The sequence below is a fragment of the Halomonas sp. EF61 genome, from assembly GCF_040147045.1.
Lineage (GTDB): Bacteria > Pseudomonadota > Gammaproteobacteria > Pseudomonadales > Halomonadaceae > Halomonas > Halomonas litopenaei.
This window is the reverse complement of the sequence record NZ_JAMSHM010000001.1, coordinates 1,097,768-1,116,425: the sequence shown is the minus strand read 5'-3', so window position 1 is coordinate 1,116,425 and position 18,658 is coordinate 1,097,768. Positions and strand designations below refer to the sequence as shown.

Here is an 18,658-nt window from a genome sequence, read left to right as displayed (position 1 = left end):
CAGCCATCGGCGGGGTAGAATCTGGCTTTCCTGCCACCGTCTGACCAGAGCCAACCGATGAAGCAGATCTCTTTCGCCTAGGCTGAGCACCAGAACAAGAAGAAGGTCACCCGTCGCGAGCGGTTCCTGGCCCAGATGGAGGCCGTGGTGCCCTGGCAACGGCTGACCGAGGCGCTGTCGCCGTCCTACTTCCCGGACGCCGCCGGCAAAGTTCACGGTATTCTCCAAGTTAAACCCCACATCCGAAGACGAAGAGTCCATCAAAGGACGTGTATATCATCAATTTCAACGACTGTATTTTTATTGCTTGCTTCAATTATTGTCAGCTCTATGCTTAAGTCTGATTTTCCTTCTTGTTCTGACCATAGGTCAAAACGCACAGACCACCGTCTCGGATCTGAGTCAAAAACCTCAATCATGTTTATAGAGTCAAATTCGCGCTCTGGGGGATATGCTAGATCACAGCCATACTCGTTGATAGCACTTTCTATTTCATATGCTTTTAAGCGATTTCCTCCGGATTTTTCTTCCAGCTCTATGTACTTTTTTTGCACAAGAAGTGAAATGACTTCTTGAAGCTCATCTCTGATTTTTCTTTCAGCGTTGCACATGATTATCTACCGGCGATTTCCTGGGATGCGTGTTTGTGTTGTGTGTTCCACTCCGATGCTGCGAAAGTAGTCATCTGCTCTAAGGATGGAATTTCGAGCCTCATCTTGACTCACTCCAGCCCTGCGCAGAGCCTTGTAGCCGATTCTTCTTTCCGCTCCATATGTTCCACCTCCAGCCTGTCTTTGAACTTGAGTAGCTGTGTGATGAGAAGATCCAACAGATGATGCAGGCCCAGGTAATTGAAAGCCAGGCGCATCATTAGTCTTGTAGCCAGGTATATCGCGTACAGCCGCATCTTGAATTATGTGGTGTGCATCTTTCTGTCCTGATCTTCTGAGGTCTCCGACAGTTGGCCCGTGACCTTCAGCACAAGAGCACCGACTCAACCCCAGCGGATCCACCCATCCTGTCGGATTGGGGGCGTACATGTACAGGTTTTCGCCGCCGGCCAGTCCTATCGGGTCCTGGGTGGTGAAGCGTCCCGTCTCTGGATCATAGTACCGATGGCGGTTGTAGTGCAGCCCGGTTTCTTCATCCAGGTACTGACCCTGGAAGCGCAGGGGGTTGTCGGTGGTGCTGGGATTGCCGTGGCCGTCACTGGCCTGGGTGAGCTTGCCCCAGGCGCGGTAGTGGCCGACCCAGGCGAGCTTGCCGTCGCATTCTGCCAGCTCCATCGGGGTGCCGAGGTGGTCGGTGTGGATGCTGTAGAGCGTCGGCTCGGTTGGCTGGTGTTCGGTGTAGAGCACCGCGCCGGTGCCACTGCGGGTGTGGACGGCCTCGAAGCGGTTCTCGAGCTTGGCGGCGGGCACGAAGCTGTCGGGTTCGAACAGGTAGATTACCCGCCGTTCGGGGGTGAGGCTGGGGTACTCGAGCCGATGGCAGCGCTGGGCGATGGGTAGCGAGTGAGGCCGCTCGGGGTTCTCGCGGGCCAGTTCGAGCCGTTCGGGGCGAAACAGCGGCGGCAGGCCACCGACAAAACGCTCTTCGCTTTGCAGCAGGTCACCGTCCCAGTTGAACACCGTCAGCTCGCTGGGCTGGCCCTGGCGGTTCACCTCTTTCCACACCCGTCGGCCGAGGCCGTCGTAGGCGTAGCGGGCACGCATGCGCGGCAGGGTGTCATCGCCCGCGGCGGGTGCATGGGGGTAGTGGCAGGCCTCGATCAGCCGGTGTTCGGGGTCGTACTGGTAGTGCCAAGTCTCGCCGCTGGGGGCGATACGTCGGGTCAGGTTGCCGCTGGCGTCGTAGTGGTAGTGGGTACCGGCGTAGCGCTTGAGCAGGTTGCCCATGGCCGGCGACAGGCTGGCTGGTGCGCCTGGGTAATCGAGGCGAATGCGCTCCTCGGACCCGTGGTCGAGGTGATCGCGGGGACGCTCGCGTAGCCAGCGGGTGGCGTCGGAGGGCGGGGTGTTGCTGCCGCTTTCGCTGGTTCGTTCTGGCGGCACGGGATCGACCAGATTGCCGGCCGGGTCGAAGGCGAACACTTCCTCAAGCCCTGGGGCGCTTGCCTGGCGCAGCCGGCCCAGTGGGTCGTAGCCGTAGCGGGTGGTGCCGCGCAGGTTGTCGTCCACCTGGCTGAGCAGGCCGTTGGCGCTGTAGTGCCACTGACGCCTGACGGTGGGGTGCTTGCCGGCGGGATGTCCGGGTCCATCCGCATCGGGCGGCTCTAGCGTACGGATATGCTGCTCGATCAGGCGTCCCAGCGGGTCGAAGCGTGATTCGACCTCGCGGCTGCCCTGGTGACGGCGCACCTCGCGATGCAGGTCGTCGCGCTCGAAGGCCATCAGCTCACGCTGGTCCAGGGTCATGGCGTGGACATGGCCGGAGCCATAGCGCAGCCAGGCCAGGGTCTGACCGTCGGGCAGGGTGGTGGTCTCGCGGTTGCCCAGGGCGTCGTGGGTGTGGCGGGTGACGCTGGAGTAGTCACCGCCGTTGGGCAGCTGATGACGCTGCACCTCGGCTATCAGGTTGTCGGCGGTGTCGAAGTGAAAGCGCGTCTCGCTGTGGCGGCTGGCGGCGCGGGTCAGGCGTCCCAGCGGGTCGTAGCCGTAGCGGGTGGTCAGCGCGGGCTGGCCCGGTCGCTGGCTCTCGCGCTCCAGCACCCGGCCCATGGCGTCGCGGGTGAAGGTGGTGACCAGCTCACCTTCGCGACGCTCGATCAGGGCGCCGCCATCGTCGTAGCGGTAGTGGCGGGTGCGCCCGTCGAAGCCGGTGTCCTCGATCAGTCGGCCACCGCCGTCATAGCGGAACTGCCAGCGGTCGCCGTTCTGGTTGGTCAGCGCCGAGAGCCGCAGCAGGCGGTCGTAGTGGTAGGCGAAACGCTGGCCCATGGGGTCGCGGCGCTCGATCGGCTGGCCCTTGCCATTGTAGCGATAGCGGGTGCGCTGCCCGGTGGGGTCGAGATACTGGGTCAGCCGGCCATCGCCGTCGTGGGAGAAGTGCTCGATGGCGCCGTCGGGGTGCTCGACGCTCAGCAGCAGGCCGGTGGCGTCGCGGGTGTAATGGGTGCGATGCCCGGCGGCGTCACGGCGCTCGATCAGCCAGCCGCGATGGTCGTAGCGAAACTGGGTGGTCTTGCGTGAACAGTCGCTGGCACTGGTCAGCCGACCCTGGTCGTTCCAGCGGTACTGGTAGGTGTTGCCGGCGGCGTCGGTCATCGCCGTGGGCAGGCCGCGCGCGTTGTGACGGAAGGTGGTGACACGCCCGCTCGGGGCGATTTCCTGCAGCGGCAGGCCGCGTTCATCGAAGCGCAGCGAGCGTTCGCGTCCGTCAGGCTCGGTGACGCGCACCGGCAGGCCCTTGTCGTCGTAGTCGATGCGGGTACTCAGGCCCTGGGGATCGACCGTCTCGATCAGCCGACCCTGGTCGTCATAGCGATAGTGGGTGGTGCGTCCCTCGCCGTCGATATGGCGGATCAGCCGGCCGTGCTCGTCCCAGCGCCAGTGCTCGCTGCCCAACGCCGGGTGGAAGGGGTGAGTGATCGACTCGATCTGGTTGTGATCGTTGTAGCGGTAGAAGGTCACCACGCCGTCGGCGTCGGTGACGCGGGTGTACCACAGGCCGCGATGGTACTCGAAGCGGGGTTGTTGATGAACTCGGCGAGTTTGCCGACGATGGTGTCAATTTCGCGCAACAGCTTCGGTTTCTGTTCCTCGAGCTTGGATTCGAGTTCTGCCAGAAAATCCATCGCCGCACCGCTGGCCTGGTTGACCAGAATCTGAGCGGCGATGTCGACGCCTTCACCGCGGGCAAACGCCTGTATGCCTTCGCGGATCCCCGCACGTGCAGGTCGGGAGGCGTTGCCAAAGGCGGGCACCAGACCGATGGCGTCGATCACCAGCACCGCCCAGAGCCAGACGTTCTGGTAGTTCGGCGTGCCGTCTGCGTCGTTGCCATCGAGGTCAACCACGTCGCGGGCGACGTCGCCGATGGCCATGACGTTACCGACCACCGGCAGCATGTAGGCGGCCTGGACGACCACGTCGAGTACCGTGACGGATCCCTCCTCCACGTCCATCATGATCACGGCTTCCGGGGTCTCACCTTCGCTGTAGGGCTCGGCGGTGATCACCCGGCGATGGTTGAGGTGTTCCCTCAGGGGGATAAGGCCGCCCCCGTGCTCATCGGCGGTGAATTCGGTCGGCACGGCCGGGCGCTGGCCAGTGTCCGCGATGGCCTCGGTGGGAAAGGGCCTTTGCCCGGGGATCATGCCGTCATCCATCCTCAGTGCCCTCCGGTCACGTTTGGCTGGTCGCCAGATACCGATGGCAGCTCATGAGATGGGGATGAAGGAACGAGGGTAGATGGCACGGTGGATCCTCCCTGAACGACGCCGTGGTCCGACTCTGGAGGATCCTACTGGCGAGGCGAGGCCGGGACAGCAGGCGGAAGGTGCTTTCAGAGGGGGCTTACATCAGAAACATCCATGTCGTCCAAGATGTGCCGCAAAATGTTGAGTTCAGGCGTTATCGACGAGGGGCGGGCAGGGCGCGTTCTGGTGCAAACGCGAAACGACCCAGGAGACACCTGTGCAAAGAGTCTTGCTGGTGGAATGGGGAGGACCGGCGACGTCGGTGTACCCGGCTCAGCTCCAATCCTCGTTCGTCAGGGCATATCGTCAAAGGCGAGGGGCGCCTGGGCGGCGTCGGCCACGTCGATACCGGTGGTCAGGCGGTGCTCCATGGGCACCTTGGCCATGCTGGTGAGGAAGAACTCGATAAAGGTTGTCTCCGCCACGCTGGCGCGGCCTTCGCGGTGCCACATCAGGTGCAGGTCGATGCCGGCCACGCCGTCGTAGGGCGGCAGCGGCCACAGCTCGCCGTCCGCCACCTGCCGGGCCACCAGGTGCTCCGGCAGGCAGCCGATGCCCCAGCCCGCCATGACCATGCGCTGGATCTCCTGCAGACGACTGGACTGCCCCACCACCGGGCCCTTGAGGCCGTGCTGGGCGCGGAACACCGCCAGCGGCGACAGCACCCCGTCGAGCTGCTCGCTGCCGAAGGACACGTAGGCCTCCTGCTTGAGTTCTTCCATGGGCAGGCTGTCGCGGCCGAACAGGCGGTGGCTGCGCCCGCAGTACAGCCGATAGCGCTGGCGCGCCAGCACCTGGCTGTCGAGGTTGTCCGGGCAGCTCTGTGCCAGGCAGATACCCAGCGCGCTCTGGCGCTGTGACAGGGCGTGCTGCACCTCCTGGCTCGACATGTCCTCGATCTCGAAGGTGATCTGCGGATAGCGACGATGGAAGGCCGCCAGCACGCTATCGAGAAAGCGACACTGGATACCGGTGATAAAGGCCAGCGAGACGTGGCCGGCCACCTCCGGGTCCGATTCCCCCACCGAGGCCGCCAGGCGTGCCACATTGGCGTAGATATCCACCGCCTCGCGGTACACCAGCTGACCCGCCTGGGTCACCCGAAAGCGATGACTGTCGCGCTCGATCAGCTTCTGGCCCAGCCGTTCTTCCAGCCGTTTCAGCGACAGGCTCACCGCCGGCTGAGACAGGTACAGGCGCACCGCCGCCTTGCTCACGCTCTCTTCCTGCACGATGACGATAAAGGTCCGAAGCAGGTTCCAGTCCAGGGTGTCGTGAATCGGCCGCATCACCGGCTCCTTTCTTTTCTGTCAGCAAGAGGTGCTCGTGGGGACGATCTGTCCTCGTCGAAGTCGCCCTGATGTTGGCCTGTGTATGGTTGGCCAAGCTGTTGTCAGAGAATACACCGTCGGCCGTTGCCGGGCATGGGTTACCTCCTGCCAGCTTCGGCCTGGTCGAGGGTAACCGGCCAGGCGAGCCGATCCCTTCTTGCTGGAAAGAGTTGTTCTTCTGCTGAAAGGTGGCCGATAGGGTGTCGAAATTGTCGCCTGTGGCAATAACGACGATGGAGCTGGGCGGGCGTCTATACGAAAGAAGGTGTTTTATATAGGTCATTGTATTATATAGTTTATCAGGAGTTATTGGGGTTTTGTCTCATCATGTTTTGCGTAAAACACTTCGAGATAATAGCCCTTTAATACGAGATTTTTCACAAGATAGCGCTCTTTATTTTTCTGGTTTTTATATTTTCATTTTGTTGTATAAGTTCCGTAAATTCTACATATTAAAAATCGAAAAACTCGATCGGTGCCTTTCCATTGACCCCGGTGTGTCGGCCTGACTAGATTGAAGTGGTATCGAAGATCCTTCTGCCGGACGCATCCCGCCTCGGCCACGGATGATAACAACCATAAACGCGAGGAAGACCATGAATCGCTCCCTGTCCCGACTCTCCCGCTCCATCCTGACCGTGTCCGCGCTGTCGCTGTCTGCCCTTTCACTGTCGGCGCTGTCACCCGAAGCCCAGGCCACCGATCTGCGCATGCTGTCGAGCTACGACCTGACCTCGGCCTACACCCGTGAAGTCGCCCAGCGCTACATCGACAAGGTCCAGGGCGCCAGCGACGGCGAGGTCTCCATCAGCCTCAATGGCCCCGACGTGGTGCCGCCGTTCGAACAGCTGCAGCCGGTCTCGGTGGGGGTGTTCGATCTGCTCTACACCCACGGCGCCTACCACACCAACACCACCGGTGTCGGTGCGGCCATGGACGGGGTCTTCGTCGATCCTGCCAAGACCCGCGAGTCTGGCCTGTGGGACTTCATCGACAGCCACTACAACGAGCTGGGCCTGAAGCTGCTGGCGATTCCGCCGCTCGGCTCCAGCGGTTTCCAGTACGTGCTCAAGGAACCCATCGAAGGCTCGCCGGGCCTCGAGGGACGTCGTCTGCGCGGCAGCCCCACCTACACCAACGTGACCCAGGGCCTGGGTGGCACACCGGTGCTGATGTCCAGCGGCGACGTCTACTCCTCACTGGATCGTAACGTCATCGACGGCGCTGCCTGGGGCCTCAACGGCGTCGAGGATCTTGGCTGGCACGAGGTGGCGGGCTACTTCTCCAAGCCCACCTTCGGCCAGACCTATACCTACCTGCTGATGAACCTCGACACCTTCAATGGCCTCGACGAGCAGCAGCAGTCGGTGCTGCTGGCCCAGGGCGAGGCGCTGGAAAGCGAGATCGCCGGGGTGCTCGACGAACTGGCGGTCGAGGAATGGGCGCGCCTGCGGGAGCTCGGCATGCACGAAACCGAGTTCGCCCCGGAAGACGCCGAGCGTCTCGACGAACTGGTGACCGAAGGCATCTGGCAGCTCGGCCTCGACAAGTCGCCGGAGGCGGTGGCCAAGATGCGCGAGATCGCCGAAAGCAACGACATGACCCCCTGATCGGATCGCTCCCATGCTGGCTACCATTGCCCGTTGGCACGATGGCCTCACGCGATTCGGCTTCTACCTCGGCGGTGCCACCCTGTGTGGCATCGTCGTGTGTTTCTGGATCGAAGTGGTGGCCCGCTACTTCTTCAACGCCCCGACCCTGTGGTCGAGCTCCATCGTCGCCTACTGTCTGTGCCTGTCGGCCAGCCTGGCCATGCCGGAACTCGCCCGGACCCGTGGGCACATCGCCATCAGCGTGCTGCAGGACAGCCTGCCCGCCGCCCGTCGACAGGGCTTCGAGCGCTTCACCTCGCTGCTGACCGCGGCGGTGTGTGCGCTGGCAGCCTGGATGCTGATCAGCGAGAGCCTTCGCCAGTTGGCCAGCGGCACCACCACCGCTATGGGGCTCGATATCCCCAAGGTGTGGGTGTCGAGCTTTATTGGCTACGGCTTTTCCAATACCGCGCTGCACTTTCTGCGGCGCGCGCTGCTGCCCGCCACCGTCGAGTGGCCCAGCGAAAGTCCACGGCAGGAGGCGTAGACGATGGAGTGGTATGTCACCCTGGGCCTGGCCGTCGCCCTGCTGATGGGGCTGTTCGCCCTCGGCGTGCCGGTGTTCGTGGCCTTTCTGGCGATCAACGTGGCCGGCACCTTCTGGCTGATGGGCAGCGCCGGCTTCGGCCTGTTTGCCAACAGCGTCTATGACACCGTCACCTCGGAGACGCTGACCACCATCGCGCTGTTCGTGCTGATGGGCGAGCTGCTGTTCCGCTCGGGCTCCATCGACGTCATCTTCGACTCTCTCGACACCCTGATGGGACGCATCAAGGGCCGCCTGTACTTCTTCGTGGTGGCCCTGTCGACGCTGTTCGGCGCGCTGTCCGGCTCGGCCCTGGCGGTGACCGCCATGCTCAGCCGCTCGGCGCTACCGACGATGCAGCAGCGTGGCTACGACGACCGCCTGTCGATCGGCCTGATCCTCGGCGGCGCCGGCCTTGCACCGATCATCCCGCCGAGCCTTCTGGTGATCATCATCGGCTCCATGGTCGACGTCTCCATCGCTCGCCTTTTGATCGCAGGCATCATTCCGGGCATGCTCCTGGCCGGGTTGTTCGTGACCTACGTGGTGGTGCGCATGATGCTGGACCCGTCGCGGGCACCGGCGGTGGACGACTCGGGGGGTGGCAACTGGCGCCAGCGCGGTCGGGCGCTGGCCAACATGGCGCCGTTCTCGATCATCATCTTCTCGGTGCTGGGGCTGATGATGCTGGGGGTGGCGACGCCGTCTGAGTCCGCCGCCACCGGCGTGCTCGGGGCCATTCTGGTGGCCTTCTACTACCGCAAGTTCAGCCTCAAGATGGCCGGCCAGGCGCTGCTGTCGTCGCTGTCGATCAGCGCCATGATCATCACCATCCTGGCCTGCTCCAAGCTGTTCAGTCAGCTTCTGTCCTTTACCGGTGCCACCTCCGGGCTGGTGGCCGCCGCCACCGCCATGGATCTGGACACCGGCCTGATGCTGCTGCTGTTGATGCTGATCCCGCTGGTCGCCTGCATGTTCATCGACCAGATCGCCTTCATGATGGTGGTCATTCCGATCTACGCCCCGCTGGTCAAGGCCTACGGCTTCGATCCGGTGTGGTTCTGGACGCTGTTTCTGATCAACCTGGCGGTGGGCAGCCTGACCCCGCCGTTCGGCTACAACCTGTTCGCGGTCAAGGGCGGGGCACCCTCGGTGTCGATGCCGACCATCTACGCCGCCGCCTGGCCGATCGTGCTGTGCTTCCTGTTCGGCATGCTGATGCTGTACTGGGTGCCGGGACTGATCACCTGGCTGCCGAGCCTGATATAAGGAAAAACGCTGTGTACACCATCGCCGACCTGCCCGCCCCGCTGGACCCCGCCCGCCATCAGCGCCTGCTCGAGTGCGAGACCGCCACCATCGGCCACTTCCGCGAAGAGGGCTTCATCGACCCCGAGATCCGCTGCCAGCTCGACGAGGTGCGGGTGGCCGGGGTCGCCGTGACCCTGTCGCTGCCGCCGAGAGACGGCACCCTGCTCAACCACGCCATGCGCCTTCTGCGTCCCGGCGATGTGCTGGTGATCGATCGCCAGGGCGATCGTCGTCACGCCTGCTGGGGCGGGGTGCTGACCGAAGTCGGCTCGCGCCTGGGACTGGCCGGGGTGATCATCGACGGCACCGCCACTGACCTTGCAACCCTGCGCGCAAAGCGCTTCCCGGTGTGGAGCCGCGGTGTCTCGTCGCTGACCACCAAGCTCGCCGACCAGGGCGGCGCCATGAACCTGCCGGTCAGCGTCGGTGGGGTGGTGGTATCCGCTGGTGACGTGGTGCTGGCCGACGAGAATGGAGTGGTGGTGCTGCCGCCCTCGGAGGTCGACGCGGTGATCGACCACACCCTGGAACTGCAGCGCCAGGAAGAACGCATCCTCGAGCGACTCGCCCAGGGCGAGTGCCTTCCGGACATCAGCGGAGCAAGTGCCATGGTCGAAAACCGGCTGACGCCGTCGAACTAGCGAAGCCGACGCCGTAGGCAAGCTGTCTACCGCTGACATTCGGGTCGCGCAAGTGCCATGGTCGAACATCGACTGACACCATCGAACTGACATTGGTCTCTCCTGCACGACCAACAGGCCAAAAAAAAACCGCCCCGAAGGGCGGCGGCATGTGTCCTGTGTCGGAGATGCGCTGAAGTGATGTCGACCGTCGTCAAGCAGGGTGCCGTGACACACCATCGTGATGCTACGGCGTACTAGTGGACGGCGATCAATAGACGAAAAAAAACCGCCCCGAAGGGCGGCAGGCTAGTCACGACCTTCCTGGTCGTGGACACCGCGGCCAGGGAAGCCAGACGGTGTCTTCAGGGAACGCGGCTTTGTCGTGGTCGAGGGCTCGACCTTACTGACGAATCAGGTAGTCGAAGGCGCCGAGGGCGGCGGTGGCACCTGCCCCCACGGCGATGACGATCTGCTTGTAGGGCACGGTGGTGACGTCGCCGGCGGCGAAGATGCCGGGGACCGAGGTCATGCCGTGGGCGTCGGTGACGATCTCGCCGCGTTCGGACAGCTCGATCGGCGAGTCCTTGAGCCATTCGGTGTTGGGCACCAGGCCGATCTGCACGAACACACCTTCCAGCTCGACCTGCTTGAGCTCGCCGCTGGCGCGCTCTTCATAGCTCAGGCCGGTGACGCGGTTGCCGTCGCCGTTGATCTCGGTGGTGCGGGCACCGGAGATGATCTCGACGTTGGGCAGACTGCGCAGCTTCTTCTGCAGCACGGCGTCGGCACGCAGCTCGTCCATGAACTCGAACAGGGTCACGTGGGCGACGATGCCGGCCAGGTCGATGGCCGCCTCGACGCCGGAGTTGCCGCCGCCGATGACCGCGACGCGCTTGCCCTTGAACAGCGGGCCGTCGCAGTGCGGGCAGTAGGCTACGCCGCGGTTGCGGTACTCGGCCTCGCCGGGCACGTTCATCTCGCGCCAGCGGGCGCCGGTGGCCAGGATCAGCGTCTTGGTGCGCAGGCTGGCGCCGGAGGCGAAGCGCACCTCGTGCTCGCCGCCCGGCTCGCTTGACGGCACCAGAGCTTCTGCACGCTGCAGGTTCATGATGTCGACGTCGTACTGCTTGACGTGCTCTTCAAGCGCGGTGGCAAGCTTGGGCCCTTCGGTCTCCTGCACCGAGATGAAGTTCTCGATGGCCATGGTGTCGAGCACCTGGCCGCCGAAGCGCTCGGCGGCGACGCCGGTGCGGATACCCTTGCGCGCGGCATAGATGGAGGCGGCTGCGCCGGCGGGACCGCCGCCGATGGTCAGCACCTCGAAGGACTCCTTGGCGCTGATCTTCTCGGCTTCACGCTTTTCGGCGCCGGTGTCGACCTTGGCCAGGATCTGCTCGAGGGTCATGCGGCCCTGGTCGAAGGGCTCACCGTTGAGGTAGACACTCGGCACCGACATGATCTCGCGGGCCTCGACCTCGTCCTGGAACAGGGCGCCGTCGATGGCGTCGTGGGAGATCCGCGGATTGAGGATGGCCATCAGGTTCAGCGCCTGGACCACGTCCGGGCAGTTCTGGCAGGACAGCGAGAAGTAGGTCTCGAAGTGCATGTCCGCGTCCAGCGCCTGGATCTGTTCGATCACCTCGTCGCTGGCCTTGGGCGGATGCCCGCCGACCTGCAGAAGTGCCAGCACCAGCGAGGTGAACTCGTGACCCATGGGGATGCCGGCGAACACCACCCCGGTGGGGGCGCCATCACGATAGAGGGCGAACGACGGCGTGCGTGGGTCCGTGCCTTCGGTGGACAGGCTGATGTGGTCGCTGAGCGCGGCGATGTCGCTGAGCAGGCCGTGGAGTTCCCTGGACTTGTCGCCGTCATCGAGGGTGGCGACAAGCTCGAAGGGGCGGGTGACACGTTCGAGATAGGCTTTCAGCTGTTGCTTGAGAGAGTCGTCCAACATGACAGCGGCAATCCTGATAAAAATCGGAAAATGGTGGTCTGCGGCGGGGGCGTAGTGCCGGTATCGGCGAACTGGCCGATCATTGGGCCGCAGAATCCCCACCGGGCCCCTCAATCCCTGAAAAGGGCCCGATCTCGCATAAGCGACTGGTAGGACGACCGAGACGAACGACCCGGTGGGGAAAAGGGTGTCACCTCAGGGGTGACGGGCGCCTCTAGCGAGGCGCCGTGACTGCGACAAGGGACACTAAGGCTGAGTCAGTCTGCCTTGGCGCAGTCACATCTTGCTCAAGACACTTTCGGTCAAGTGCCAGATCTTGCGGACAAGGCTTAGATCTTGCCGACGAGGTCCAGGGACGGCGCCAGGGTCTCTTCGCCTTCCTTCCACTTGGCCGGGCACACCTCGTTGGGGTGGGCGGCGACGTACTGGGCAGCCTTGACCTTGCGCAGCAGCTCTTCGGCGTTGCGGCCGATGTTGCCGGCGTTGATCTCGACGATCTGGATCTTGCCCTCGGGATCGATGACGAAGGTGCCACGCTCGGCCAGGCCGTCTTCCTCGATCAGCACCTCGAAGTTGCGCGAGATGGTCAGGGTCGGGTCGGCGATCATCGGGAACTGCAGCTTGCCGATGGTCTCGGAGCTGTCGTGCCAGGCCTTGTGGGTGAAGTGGGTGTCGGTGGAGACGCTGTAGATCTCGACGCCCAGCTTCTTGAATTCTTCGTAGTTGTCCGCCAGGTCACCAAGCTCGGTCGGGCAGACGAAGGTGAAGTCGGCCGGGTAGAAGAAGACGATGCTCCACTGGCCTTTCATGTCGTCGCTTGAGACGTCGACGAACTCGCCGTTGTGGTAAGCGGTGGCCTTGAACGGCTTGACTTCGGTGTTGATCAGGGACATTCCCGTCTCCTTTGAGCGATGGGTGTATTGTCTGAAGACAGGGCTCACCTTACGCAGAAACGAGCAATTGGATAAATTGAATGGCCTGATAATCCTGATAAGAGATGGCTATGGGACAGCCTGGTCGTTCTTTCTAACCTACCGTTTTTCCGCCACTTTTCTTTTTTCGTTTTCATCGCTATGTGGTCGGGGTGGCTTAGTGCTCGCTTAATCGCGCGCGCAGTCGGCTCACCGCCTGGCTATGGATCTGGCACACCCGGGACTCGCTGACTCCCAGCACGGCGCCGATCTCCTTGAGGTTGAGCTCTTCCTGGTAGTAGAGCGCCATCAGCAGTTTTTCTCGCTCGGGCAGCTCGGCGATGGCGGCGACCAGCGCCTCGCGGCGTTCGCCGTCGAGCAGTTCGGCCAGCGGCGCTATGCCGATCTGGTCGCTGAAGCGATGCTCGTTGCCTTCGGCGAGCAATTCCTCGAAGGGCATCAGCTGGCCGTTGTTGACGTCGCTCAACAGGCGTCGGTAGCTGACCAGGTCCATGTCCAGCGCCTCGGCGATCTCGTGTTCCTCCGGGGGGCGGCCGAGGCGCTGCTGCAGCTCGCGGGTGGCCTCGTCCAGTGCCCGGGCCTGGCGGCGTACGCTGCGCGGCAGCCAGTCGCGGCTGCGCAGTTCGTCGAGCATGGCGCCGCGCACCCGCTGGCTGGCGAAGGTCGTGAACTGGGCGCCCTGGCTTGCATCGAAGCGCCCCAGCGCCTCCAGCAGGCCGACGATGCCGGCCTGGATCAGGTCATCCAGGTCGACCCCGGCGGGCAGCTTGACCTGCAGCGCCAGGGCCTGGCGACGCACCATGGGGAGGTAGGCTTCGAGCTGGGACTGATGCTCCATTCTGCCTTGTGCGGTGTACATGGCACTTTCCTCTGGGACAGCCTCAACGGTGGTTGACGATCACGCTCATGCCGTCGACAACGAGCGGCGATTCACCATCCAGGAGACGAAAACGAAAGACGAAGGAGCCGGCGGCGTCGAGGCCGGCGAAGTGTTCGGTGCTGCCGCGGGCGGCCTTCAGGCGCAGGCAGCGCTGTCCCTGGCACAGGCGACCCTGCAGGCGGGCGCCAGGCGCTGCGTGGTAGCGCCACACCACCCGCTCGATCACGCCCTCGACGCTGGCGGAGGGCGGCGTCAGCGGTCGCGACGACTGATCGAGCTGGCTCGAGGCGACGGTCATGCGCGGGGCGTTGGCGGTCCAGGCACCGGGGAAGGCCTGGGCGCCGGCGGCGATCAGCCACAGCGCCAGCAGGGCGAGTGTCGCCAGGCGTCTCGGCGCACACTGGGTTCTCCGGGCAAGGATCAAGGCTGGGAGCATGGTCACATTCCCCCGACCTGATGGGTGACGCGCAGCATGCGGTCGTCGGGGATCTCGGCCTGGGACATCACCACCAGGTGGCGCAGACGGCGGCGCAGGAAGCGTGCCAGTACCGGGCGCAGGCTCGGGGTGACCACCAGCACCGGCGGCTCGCCGGTGGCCTCGTGGCGGCCCAGCGCCGCCTCGGTCTGGTCCATCAGGGTCTGGGCCAGGCCCGGCTCCAGGGCGCCGTTGCCGTTCATGGCCTGGTGCAGCACCTGTTCGAGCTGGGGCTCGAGGCCGATGACGTTGAGCGATTCCTGTCCGGCGAACCACTGCTGGGTGATGGCGCGGCCGAGCGCGATGCGCACCAGGGCAGTCAGCTCGCTGGGGTCCTGCTGATGGGGCGCGTGCTCGGCCAGGGTATCGAGGATGGTGCGCAGATCGCGGATCGACACGTCCTCGTCCAGCAACTGCTGCAGTACCCGGGTGAAGGCGGTCAGCGACAGCGCCTTGGGCACCACCTCCTCGACCAGCGACTTCTGCTCCGCGCTGAGCTTGTCGAGCAGCTTCTGCACCTCCTGGCGCCCCAGCATCTCGGAGGCGTGGCGGTGCAGCAGGTGGTTCAAGTGGGTGGCGACTACGGTGCTGGCGTCGACCACGGTGTAGCCGTAGACCTGGGCGCGTTCGCGCTGGCTGGCGTCGATCCACACCGCCGGCAGGCCGAAGGCCGGGTCCTGGGTCGGGGTGCCGTCCAGCTCGCCGGACACCTGGCCGGGGTCGATGGCCAGCCAGCGCCCGGGCCAGGCCTCGGCGCGGCCGATCTCGGCGCCCTTCAGGGTGACCCGGTAGGTGGAGGCCTCCAGCTCCAGGTTGTCGCGGATATGCACCACCGGTGGCAGGAAGCCGACCTCCTGGGCGAACTTCTTGCGCACGCTCTTGATCCGGCCAAGCAGTTCGCCCTGCTGGCGCGCGTCGACCAGCGGAATCAGCCGGTGGCCGACCTCCAGGCCCAGGGTATCGACCAGCTGGACGTCGTCCCAGCTCGCCTCCGGGGCTTCCGGGGGGGGCGCCGGGGCGGCGCTTTCCTGCTCTTCGACCAGGCGCTTCTCGGACTGGCGGGTCAGCCACCAGGCCAGGGTCGCAAGCAGTACGGTAAACAGCAGGAACACCAGGTTGGGCATGCCCGGCACCAGGCCCAGCAGGCCCATCACCCCGGCCGCCAGGATCAGCACCTTGGGATTGACGAACAGCTGGCTGATCATCTGCTGGCCGACGTCCTGGTCGGTGTTGACCCGGGACACCGTGACGCCGGCGGCGGTGGAGATCACCAGCGCCGGGATCTGGGCCACCAGTCCGTCGCCGATGGTCAGCAGGATGTAGGTGCGGGCGGCGTCGGAGAAGGCCATGTCGTACTGCATCAGGCCGATCATCAGCCCGCCCAGCACGTTGACCACCATGATGATCAGGCCGGCCATGGCGTCGCCGCGCACGAACTTGCTGGCGCCGTCCATGGAACCGTAGAAGTCGGCCTCCTGGGCCACCTCGGCGCGCCGCCGCTTGGCGTCTTCCTCGCCGATAAGACCGGCGTTGAGGTCGGCGTCGATGGCCATCTGCTTGCCCGGCATGGCGTCGAGCATGAAGCGTGCGCCCACTTCGGCGATGCGCCCGGCGCCCTTGGTGATGACCATGAAGTTGATGATCACCAGGATCAAAAACACCACCAGACCCACCGCGAAGTTGCCGCCGACCAGAAACTGGCCGAAGGCCTCGATGACCTTGCCGGCGGCGTCGCCGCCTTCGTGGCCATTCATCAGCACCACCCGGGTGGAGGCCACGTTGAGCGATAGCCGCAGAAGGGTGGTGAACAGCAGCACCGCAGGGAAGGCGGCGAAGTCCAGCGGCTTTTCGGTGAACATGCTGACCAGCAGCACCATCACCGCCAGGGCGATGTTGAAGGTAAACAGCAGATCCAGGGCGAAGGGCGGCAGCGGCAGGATCATCATCGCCAGGATCATGATGATCAACAGCGGGCCGGCCAGCACCTTCATCGGGATCTCGGCCATCCAGTCGCGGCGGGTCAGGTACTGGGACAACGGCTTCATCCGTGGTCTCCCGCCGGGCTGGCGATGGCGCTGTGGTCAGGCGCTGGGGTCATGGTTGTCTCTCGTCTGCTGTCACATTGCGCTCTGGCGTGGAGGCGGCCACGGCCAGCTCGGCGGGCACCTGGATGGATTCTGGGGCGGGCGGCGGTGTCTCGCCTTCGCTGGCGGCGCGTTTGAGGCCGAAGGCCCAGGCCAGCACCTCGGCCACCGCGGTGTAGAGCTCCATGGGAATCTCGCGATCCAGGTCCACGTGGCGGTACAGGGTGCGCGCCAGGGGCGGCGCCTCGAGCAGTGGCACGCCGGCCTCACCGGCCAGCTCGCGGATGCGCGCGGCCACCGCGTCGGCGCCCTTGGCGACGACCCGTGGTGCGCCCATGCTGCCTTCGCGGTAGCTCAGCGCCACCGCGTAGTGGGTGGGGTTGGTGACCACCACGTCGGCGTCGGGCACCTGGCTCATCATGCGGCCTCGGGCCATGGCCTGCTGCTGCTGGCGGATGCGGCCCTTGACCTGGGGGTCGCCCTCGGACTCCTTGTGCTCCTGCTTGATCTCTTCCTTGCTCATGCGCAGCTTCTTGGCGTGGCTCCATAGCTGGTAGGGCACATCGATCAGGATCACCACCACCAGGGTCAGCACCATCAGCGCGCTGGCCTCGGCGGCCAGCTTCATCGATGCCGCCAGCGCCGCGGCGATGGGCAATTCCATCAGGCTCAGCGCCTCGCCCCGATGCAGGTAGACGAAGCCCAGGCCGACACCGCCCACCAGCACCGACTTGGCGATGGCCTTGCCCAGCTCCGCCAGGGCGTGGGTGGAGAACATGCGCTTGAGGCCCTTGACCGGGTTCAGCTTCGACGCCTGGGGCTTGAGTGCCTTGGCCGATACCAGCCAGCCGCCGAGCAGCGCCGGCGCCACCAGCGCGATCAGGGTCAGCAGCAGAAACAGCGGAATCAGGCTAAGCAGGGTGCGACTGCCCAGGTCCAGCGCCTGGGACAGCATCGGCATGGTCTCCATGGCCTCGCGGCGCTCGAACAGGAAGGCCTGCTCCATCACGCTGCCCAGCTGGCCGTAGAGCATGGCACCCATGGACCACAGCCCGACCACGCCGCCGAGCAGCAGCATGAAAGTGGCGAGTTCCCGCGAACGCGCTACCTGGCCTTCCTCGCGCGCCTTCTCAAGGCGTCGCGGGGTGGCCTCTTCGGTCTTTTCCTGATCGCTGGAGCTGTCGGCCATGGGGGATCAACGGGCACAAGTTCTGGTATGGCCCATTGTCCCTTGGGCAGGCCAGTTCAAAGGCCCGAAAAGGTGACGAGAAAGAGGGCTTACCCCCTGATGGGGGAAGCCCTGTCTGATCCCGGGAAGGGATGGTAGGCGCGCGGCCCTCGGCGAGGCGGCTAGAAACCCAGTTCGTCGAGCAGGTCGTCGACCTGGTCCTGGCTCGCCACCACGTCGCTGCTCTCAGGCTTGACCTGGGGGCCGTTGAGCAACGAATCCTCGTTGCGCCGGCGCAGGCTTTCACGGGCTTCGCTCTCGGGCACGCTGTCGATCAGCACCTGCACCAGCTGGTCCTCGATCTCGCGGATGACGTCCATCATGCGCTTGATCACCTGGCCGGTCAGATCCTGGAAGTCCTGGGCCATCAGGATCTCCAGCAGCTCCTTCTGGGTGGCCTGGGTGTTCTCCGGCACCATCGTCAGGTAGGCACGGGTGTCGCTGACCAGGTCGCGGGCCTCGTCGAGCTCCTTGGGGGCGTCGAACCACTGCTGCCAGCGATCGTCCAGCGCCTTGGCGTGTTCGCTCAGACTATCCTGCAGCGGCTGGGCGCGGTCGATGGCGTTGAGCGAGCGTTCTGCCGCCTGTTCGGTCATGGTGGCAACGTAGCTAAGGCGGTCACGGGCGTCGGGGATGGCCTCTGCGGCCTTTTCGATCTCCTTGTCCAGGCCCAGCTCGCGCATGCTTTCACGCAGCATGCGGGTCAGTTGGCCGATGCGCTGGACCAGGTCGTCGCCCTGGGCGTTGGGCCCGGGGGCGGCGCTGGCGATCTGCTGTTGTGTCATCGTTGTCTCCTCGTGGCGCCAGGGCGTCACATACCGAGCTTTTCGAAGATCTTGTTGAGTTTTTCTTCGAGGGTGGCGGCGGTGAACGGCTTGACCACGTAACCGTTGGCGCCGGCTTGCGCCGCGGCGATGATGTTTTCCTTCTTGGCCTCGGCGGTCACCATCAGGACCGGCAGTGACTTCAGGGCATCGTCGCCACGGATGGCCTTGAGCATCTCCAGGCCGTCCAGGTTGGGCATGTTCCAGTCGGAGACCACGAAGTCGAAACCGCCTTCACGCAGTTTTGCCAGGCCGTCCTGGCCGTCCTCGGCCTCTTCCACATTGGTGAAGCCCAGCTCCTTGAGCAGGCTGCGCACGATGCGGCGCATGGTGGGAAAGTCGTCCACCACCAGGATGCGCATGTTCTTGTCGGCCATTGATACGGGTCCTCGTCGTCGTTATCGCTTGGGGGAGG

At 64.5% G+C, this 18,658-nt stretch carries 16 protein-coding genes and 1 pseudogene; 5 read left to right on the top strand and 12 right to left on the bottom strand.

Features of this window, described 5'->3' with window-relative positions; all coding sequences use genetic code 11:
* Positions 1–57: 57 nt before the first annotated feature.
* Positions 58–189: pseudogene (locus NFI08_RS04800) on the top strand (IS5/IS1182 family transposase); the annotation flags it as partial.
* Between the two features lie 71 nt (positions 190–260).
* Here NFI08_RS04800 and NFI08_RS04795 read toward each other — a convergent pair.
* The 4 genes from NFI08_RS04795 to NFI08_RS04780 all read right to left on the bottom strand — a co-directional run bounded on the left by NFI08_RS04795 (position 261) and on the right by NFI08_RS04780 (position 5,709).
* On the bottom strand, positions 261–611 hold the full coding sequence (locus NFI08_RS04795) for a DUF7668 domain-containing protein (protein WP_349588797.1): 351 nt from the start codon (positions 609–611) through the stop codon (positions 261–263).
* A gap of 6 nt (positions 612–617) precedes the next feature.
* A complete protein-coding gene (locus NFI08_RS04790; protein WP_349587647.1) occupies positions 618–3,635 on the bottom strand; it encodes an RHS repeat-associated core domain-containing protein in 3,018 nt (1,005 codons plus the stop codon).
* On the bottom strand, positions 3,629–4,330 hold the full coding sequence (locus NFI08_RS04785) for a hypothetical protein (RefSeq protein ID WP_349587645.1): 702 nt from the start codon (positions 4,328–4,330) through the stop codon (positions 3,629–3,631). The genes NFI08_RS04790 and NFI08_RS04785 overlap by 7 nt, the downstream gene beginning before the upstream one ends.
* A gap of 383 nt (positions 4,331–4,713) precedes the next feature.
* Positions 4,714–5,709, bottom strand: a complete 996-nt coding sequence (locus NFI08_RS04780; RefSeq protein ID WP_349587642.1) for a LysR family transcriptional regulator — start codon at positions 5,707–5,709, stop codon at positions 4,714–4,716.
* A gap of 638 nt (positions 5,710–6,347) precedes the next feature.
* On the opposite strand from NFI08_RS04780, the gene dctP reads away from it, so the two are divergent.
* From dctP to NFI08_RS04760, 4 genes are read left to right on the top strand one after another with little or no spacing between them, the layout of a single operon-like run.
* Positions 6,348–7,361, top strand: a complete 1,014-nt coding sequence (gene dctP, locus NFI08_RS04775; RefSeq protein ID WP_349587639.1) for a TRAP transporter substrate-binding protein DctP — start codon at positions 6,348–6,350, stop codon at positions 7,359–7,361.
* Between the two features lie 13 nt (positions 7,362–7,374).
* Positions 7,375–7,890 (top strand): TRAP transporter small permease, encoded by a 516-nt coding sequence (locus tag NFI08_RS04770; protein WP_349587636.1) that lies wholly within the window; start codon positions 7,375–7,377, stop codon positions 7,888–7,890.
* Between the two features lie 3 nt (positions 7,891–7,893).
* Positions 7,894–9,198 carry a TRAP transporter large permease gene (locus NFI08_RS04765; protein ID WP_349587633.1) on the top strand — a complete coding sequence of 435 codons (1,305 nt, stop codon included), beginning with the start codon at positions 7,894–7,896 and terminating at the stop codon, positions 9,196–9,198.
* An 11-nt stretch (positions 9,199–9,209) separates the two neighbouring features.
* On the top strand, positions 9,210–9,881 hold the full coding sequence (locus NFI08_RS04760; RefSeq protein WP_349587630.1) for an RraA family protein: 672 nt from the start codon (positions 9,210–9,212) through the stop codon (positions 9,879–9,881).
* A 382-nt stretch (positions 9,882–10,263) separates the two neighbouring features.
* Here the strand turns inward: NFI08_RS04760 and ahpF are convergent, their stop codons facing one another.
* The 8 genes from ahpF to cheY form a co-directional block, all read right to left on the bottom strand.
* Positions 10,264–11,820, bottom strand: a complete 1,557-nt coding sequence (gene ahpF, locus NFI08_RS04755) for an alkyl hydroperoxide reductase subunit F (RefSeq protein ID WP_349587627.1) — start codon at positions 11,818–11,820, stop codon at positions 10,264–10,266.
* Between the two features lie 329 nt (positions 11,821–12,149).
* Positions 12,150–12,713 carry an alkyl hydroperoxide reductase subunit C gene (gene ahpC / locus NFI08_RS04750; RefSeq protein WP_045992348.1) on the bottom strand — a complete coding sequence of 188 codons (564 nt, stop codon included), beginning with the start codon at positions 12,711–12,713 and terminating at the stop codon, positions 12,150–12,152.
* Positions 12,714–12,909: 196 nt separating this feature from the next.
* A complete protein-coding gene (locus NFI08_RS04745) occupies positions 12,910–13,611 on the bottom strand; it encodes an RNA polymerase sigma factor FliA (RefSeq protein ID WP_349587624.1) in 702 nt (233 codons plus the stop codon).
* A 22-nt stretch (positions 13,612–13,633) separates the two neighbouring features.
* Positions 13,634–14,068, bottom strand: a complete 435-nt coding sequence (locus NFI08_RS04740) for a flagellar protein FlhE (RefSeq protein WP_349587621.1) — start codon at positions 14,066–14,068, stop codon at positions 13,634–13,636.
* A 2-nt stretch (positions 14,069–14,070) separates the two neighbouring features.
* Positions 14,071–16,152 carry a flagellar biosynthesis protein FlhA gene (gene flhA / locus NFI08_RS04735; RefSeq protein WP_349587619.1) on the bottom strand — a complete coding sequence of 694 codons (2,082 nt, stop codon included), beginning with the start codon at positions 16,150–16,152 and terminating at the stop codon, positions 14,071–14,073.
* Positions 16,153–16,201: 49 nt separating this feature from the next.
* The gene (flhB, locus tag NFI08_RS04730) at positions 16,202–17,380 is read right to left on the bottom strand and encodes a flagellar biosynthesis protein FlhB (protein ID WP_108132024.1); all 1,179 of its coding nucleotides are present in this window, start codon (positions 17,378–17,380) and stop codon (positions 16,202–16,204) included.
* Positions 17,381–17,541: 161 nt separating this feature from the next.
* Entirely contained in the window at positions 17,542–18,204 is a 663-nt protein-coding gene (gene cheZ, locus NFI08_RS04725; RefSeq protein WP_108132025.1) for a protein phosphatase CheZ, read from the bottom strand.
* A 26-nt stretch (positions 18,205–18,230) separates the two neighbouring features.
* Positions 18,231–18,620, bottom strand: coding sequence for a chemotaxis response regulator CheY (gene cheY, locus NFI08_RS04720; RefSeq protein WP_045992353.1), 390 nt, complete (start codon positions 18,618–18,620; stop codon positions 18,231–18,233).
* Positions 18,621–18,658: the final 38 nt, after the last annotated feature.

Coding starts and splice junctions, on each gene's coding strand:
- NFI08_RS04795 (WP_349588797.1), bottom strand. CDS start 611: ATGTGCAACGCTGAAAGAAAAATCAGAGATGAGCTTCAAGAAGTCATT.
- NFI08_RS04785 (WP_349587645.1), bottom strand. CDS start 4,330: ATGGATGACGGCATGATCCCCGGGCAAAGGCCCTTTCCCACCGAGGCC.
- NFI08_RS04780 (WP_349587642.1), bottom strand. CDS start 5,709: ATGCGGCCGATTCACGACACCCTGGACTGGAACCTGCTTCGGACCTTT.
- dctP (WP_349587639.1), top strand. CDS start 6,348: ATGAATCGCTCCCTGTCCCGACTCTCCCGCTCCATCCTGACCGTGTCC.
- NFI08_RS04770 (WP_349587636.1), top strand. CDS start 7,375: ATGCTGGCTACCATTGCCCGTTGGCACGATGGCCTCACGCGATTCGGC.
- NFI08_RS04765 (WP_349587633.1), top strand. CDS start 7,894: ATGGAGTGGTATGTCACCCTGGGCCTGGCCGTCGCCCTGCTGATGGGG.
- ahpF (WP_349587627.1), bottom strand. CDS start 11,820: ATGTTGGACGACTCTCTCAAGCAACAGCTGAAAGCCTATCTCGAACGT.
- ahpC (WP_045992348.1), bottom strand. CDS start 12,713: ATGTCCCTGATCAACACCGAAGTCAAGCCGTTCAAGGCCACCGCTTAC.
- NFI08_RS04745 (WP_349587624.1), bottom strand. CDS start 13,611: ATGTACACCGCACAAGGCAGAATGGAGCATCAGTCCCAGCTCGAAGCC.
- NFI08_RS04740 (WP_349587621.1), bottom strand. CDS start 14,068: ATGCTCCCAGCCTTGATCCTTGCCCGGAGAACCCAGTGTGCGCCGAGA.
- flhA (WP_349587619.1), bottom strand. CDS start 16,152: ATGAAGCCGTTGTCCCAGTACCTGACCCGCCGCGACTGGATGGCCGAG.
- flhB (WP_108132024.1), bottom strand. CDS start 17,380: ATGGCCGACAGCTCCAGCGATCAGGAAAAGACCGAAGAGGCCACCCCG.
- cheZ (WP_108132025.1), bottom strand. CDS start 18,204: ATGACACAACAGCAGATCGCCAGCGCCGCCCCCGGGCCCAACGCCCAG.
- cheY (WP_045992353.1), bottom strand. CDS start 18,620: ATGGCCGACAAGAACATGCGCATCCTGGTGGTGGACGACTTTCCCACC.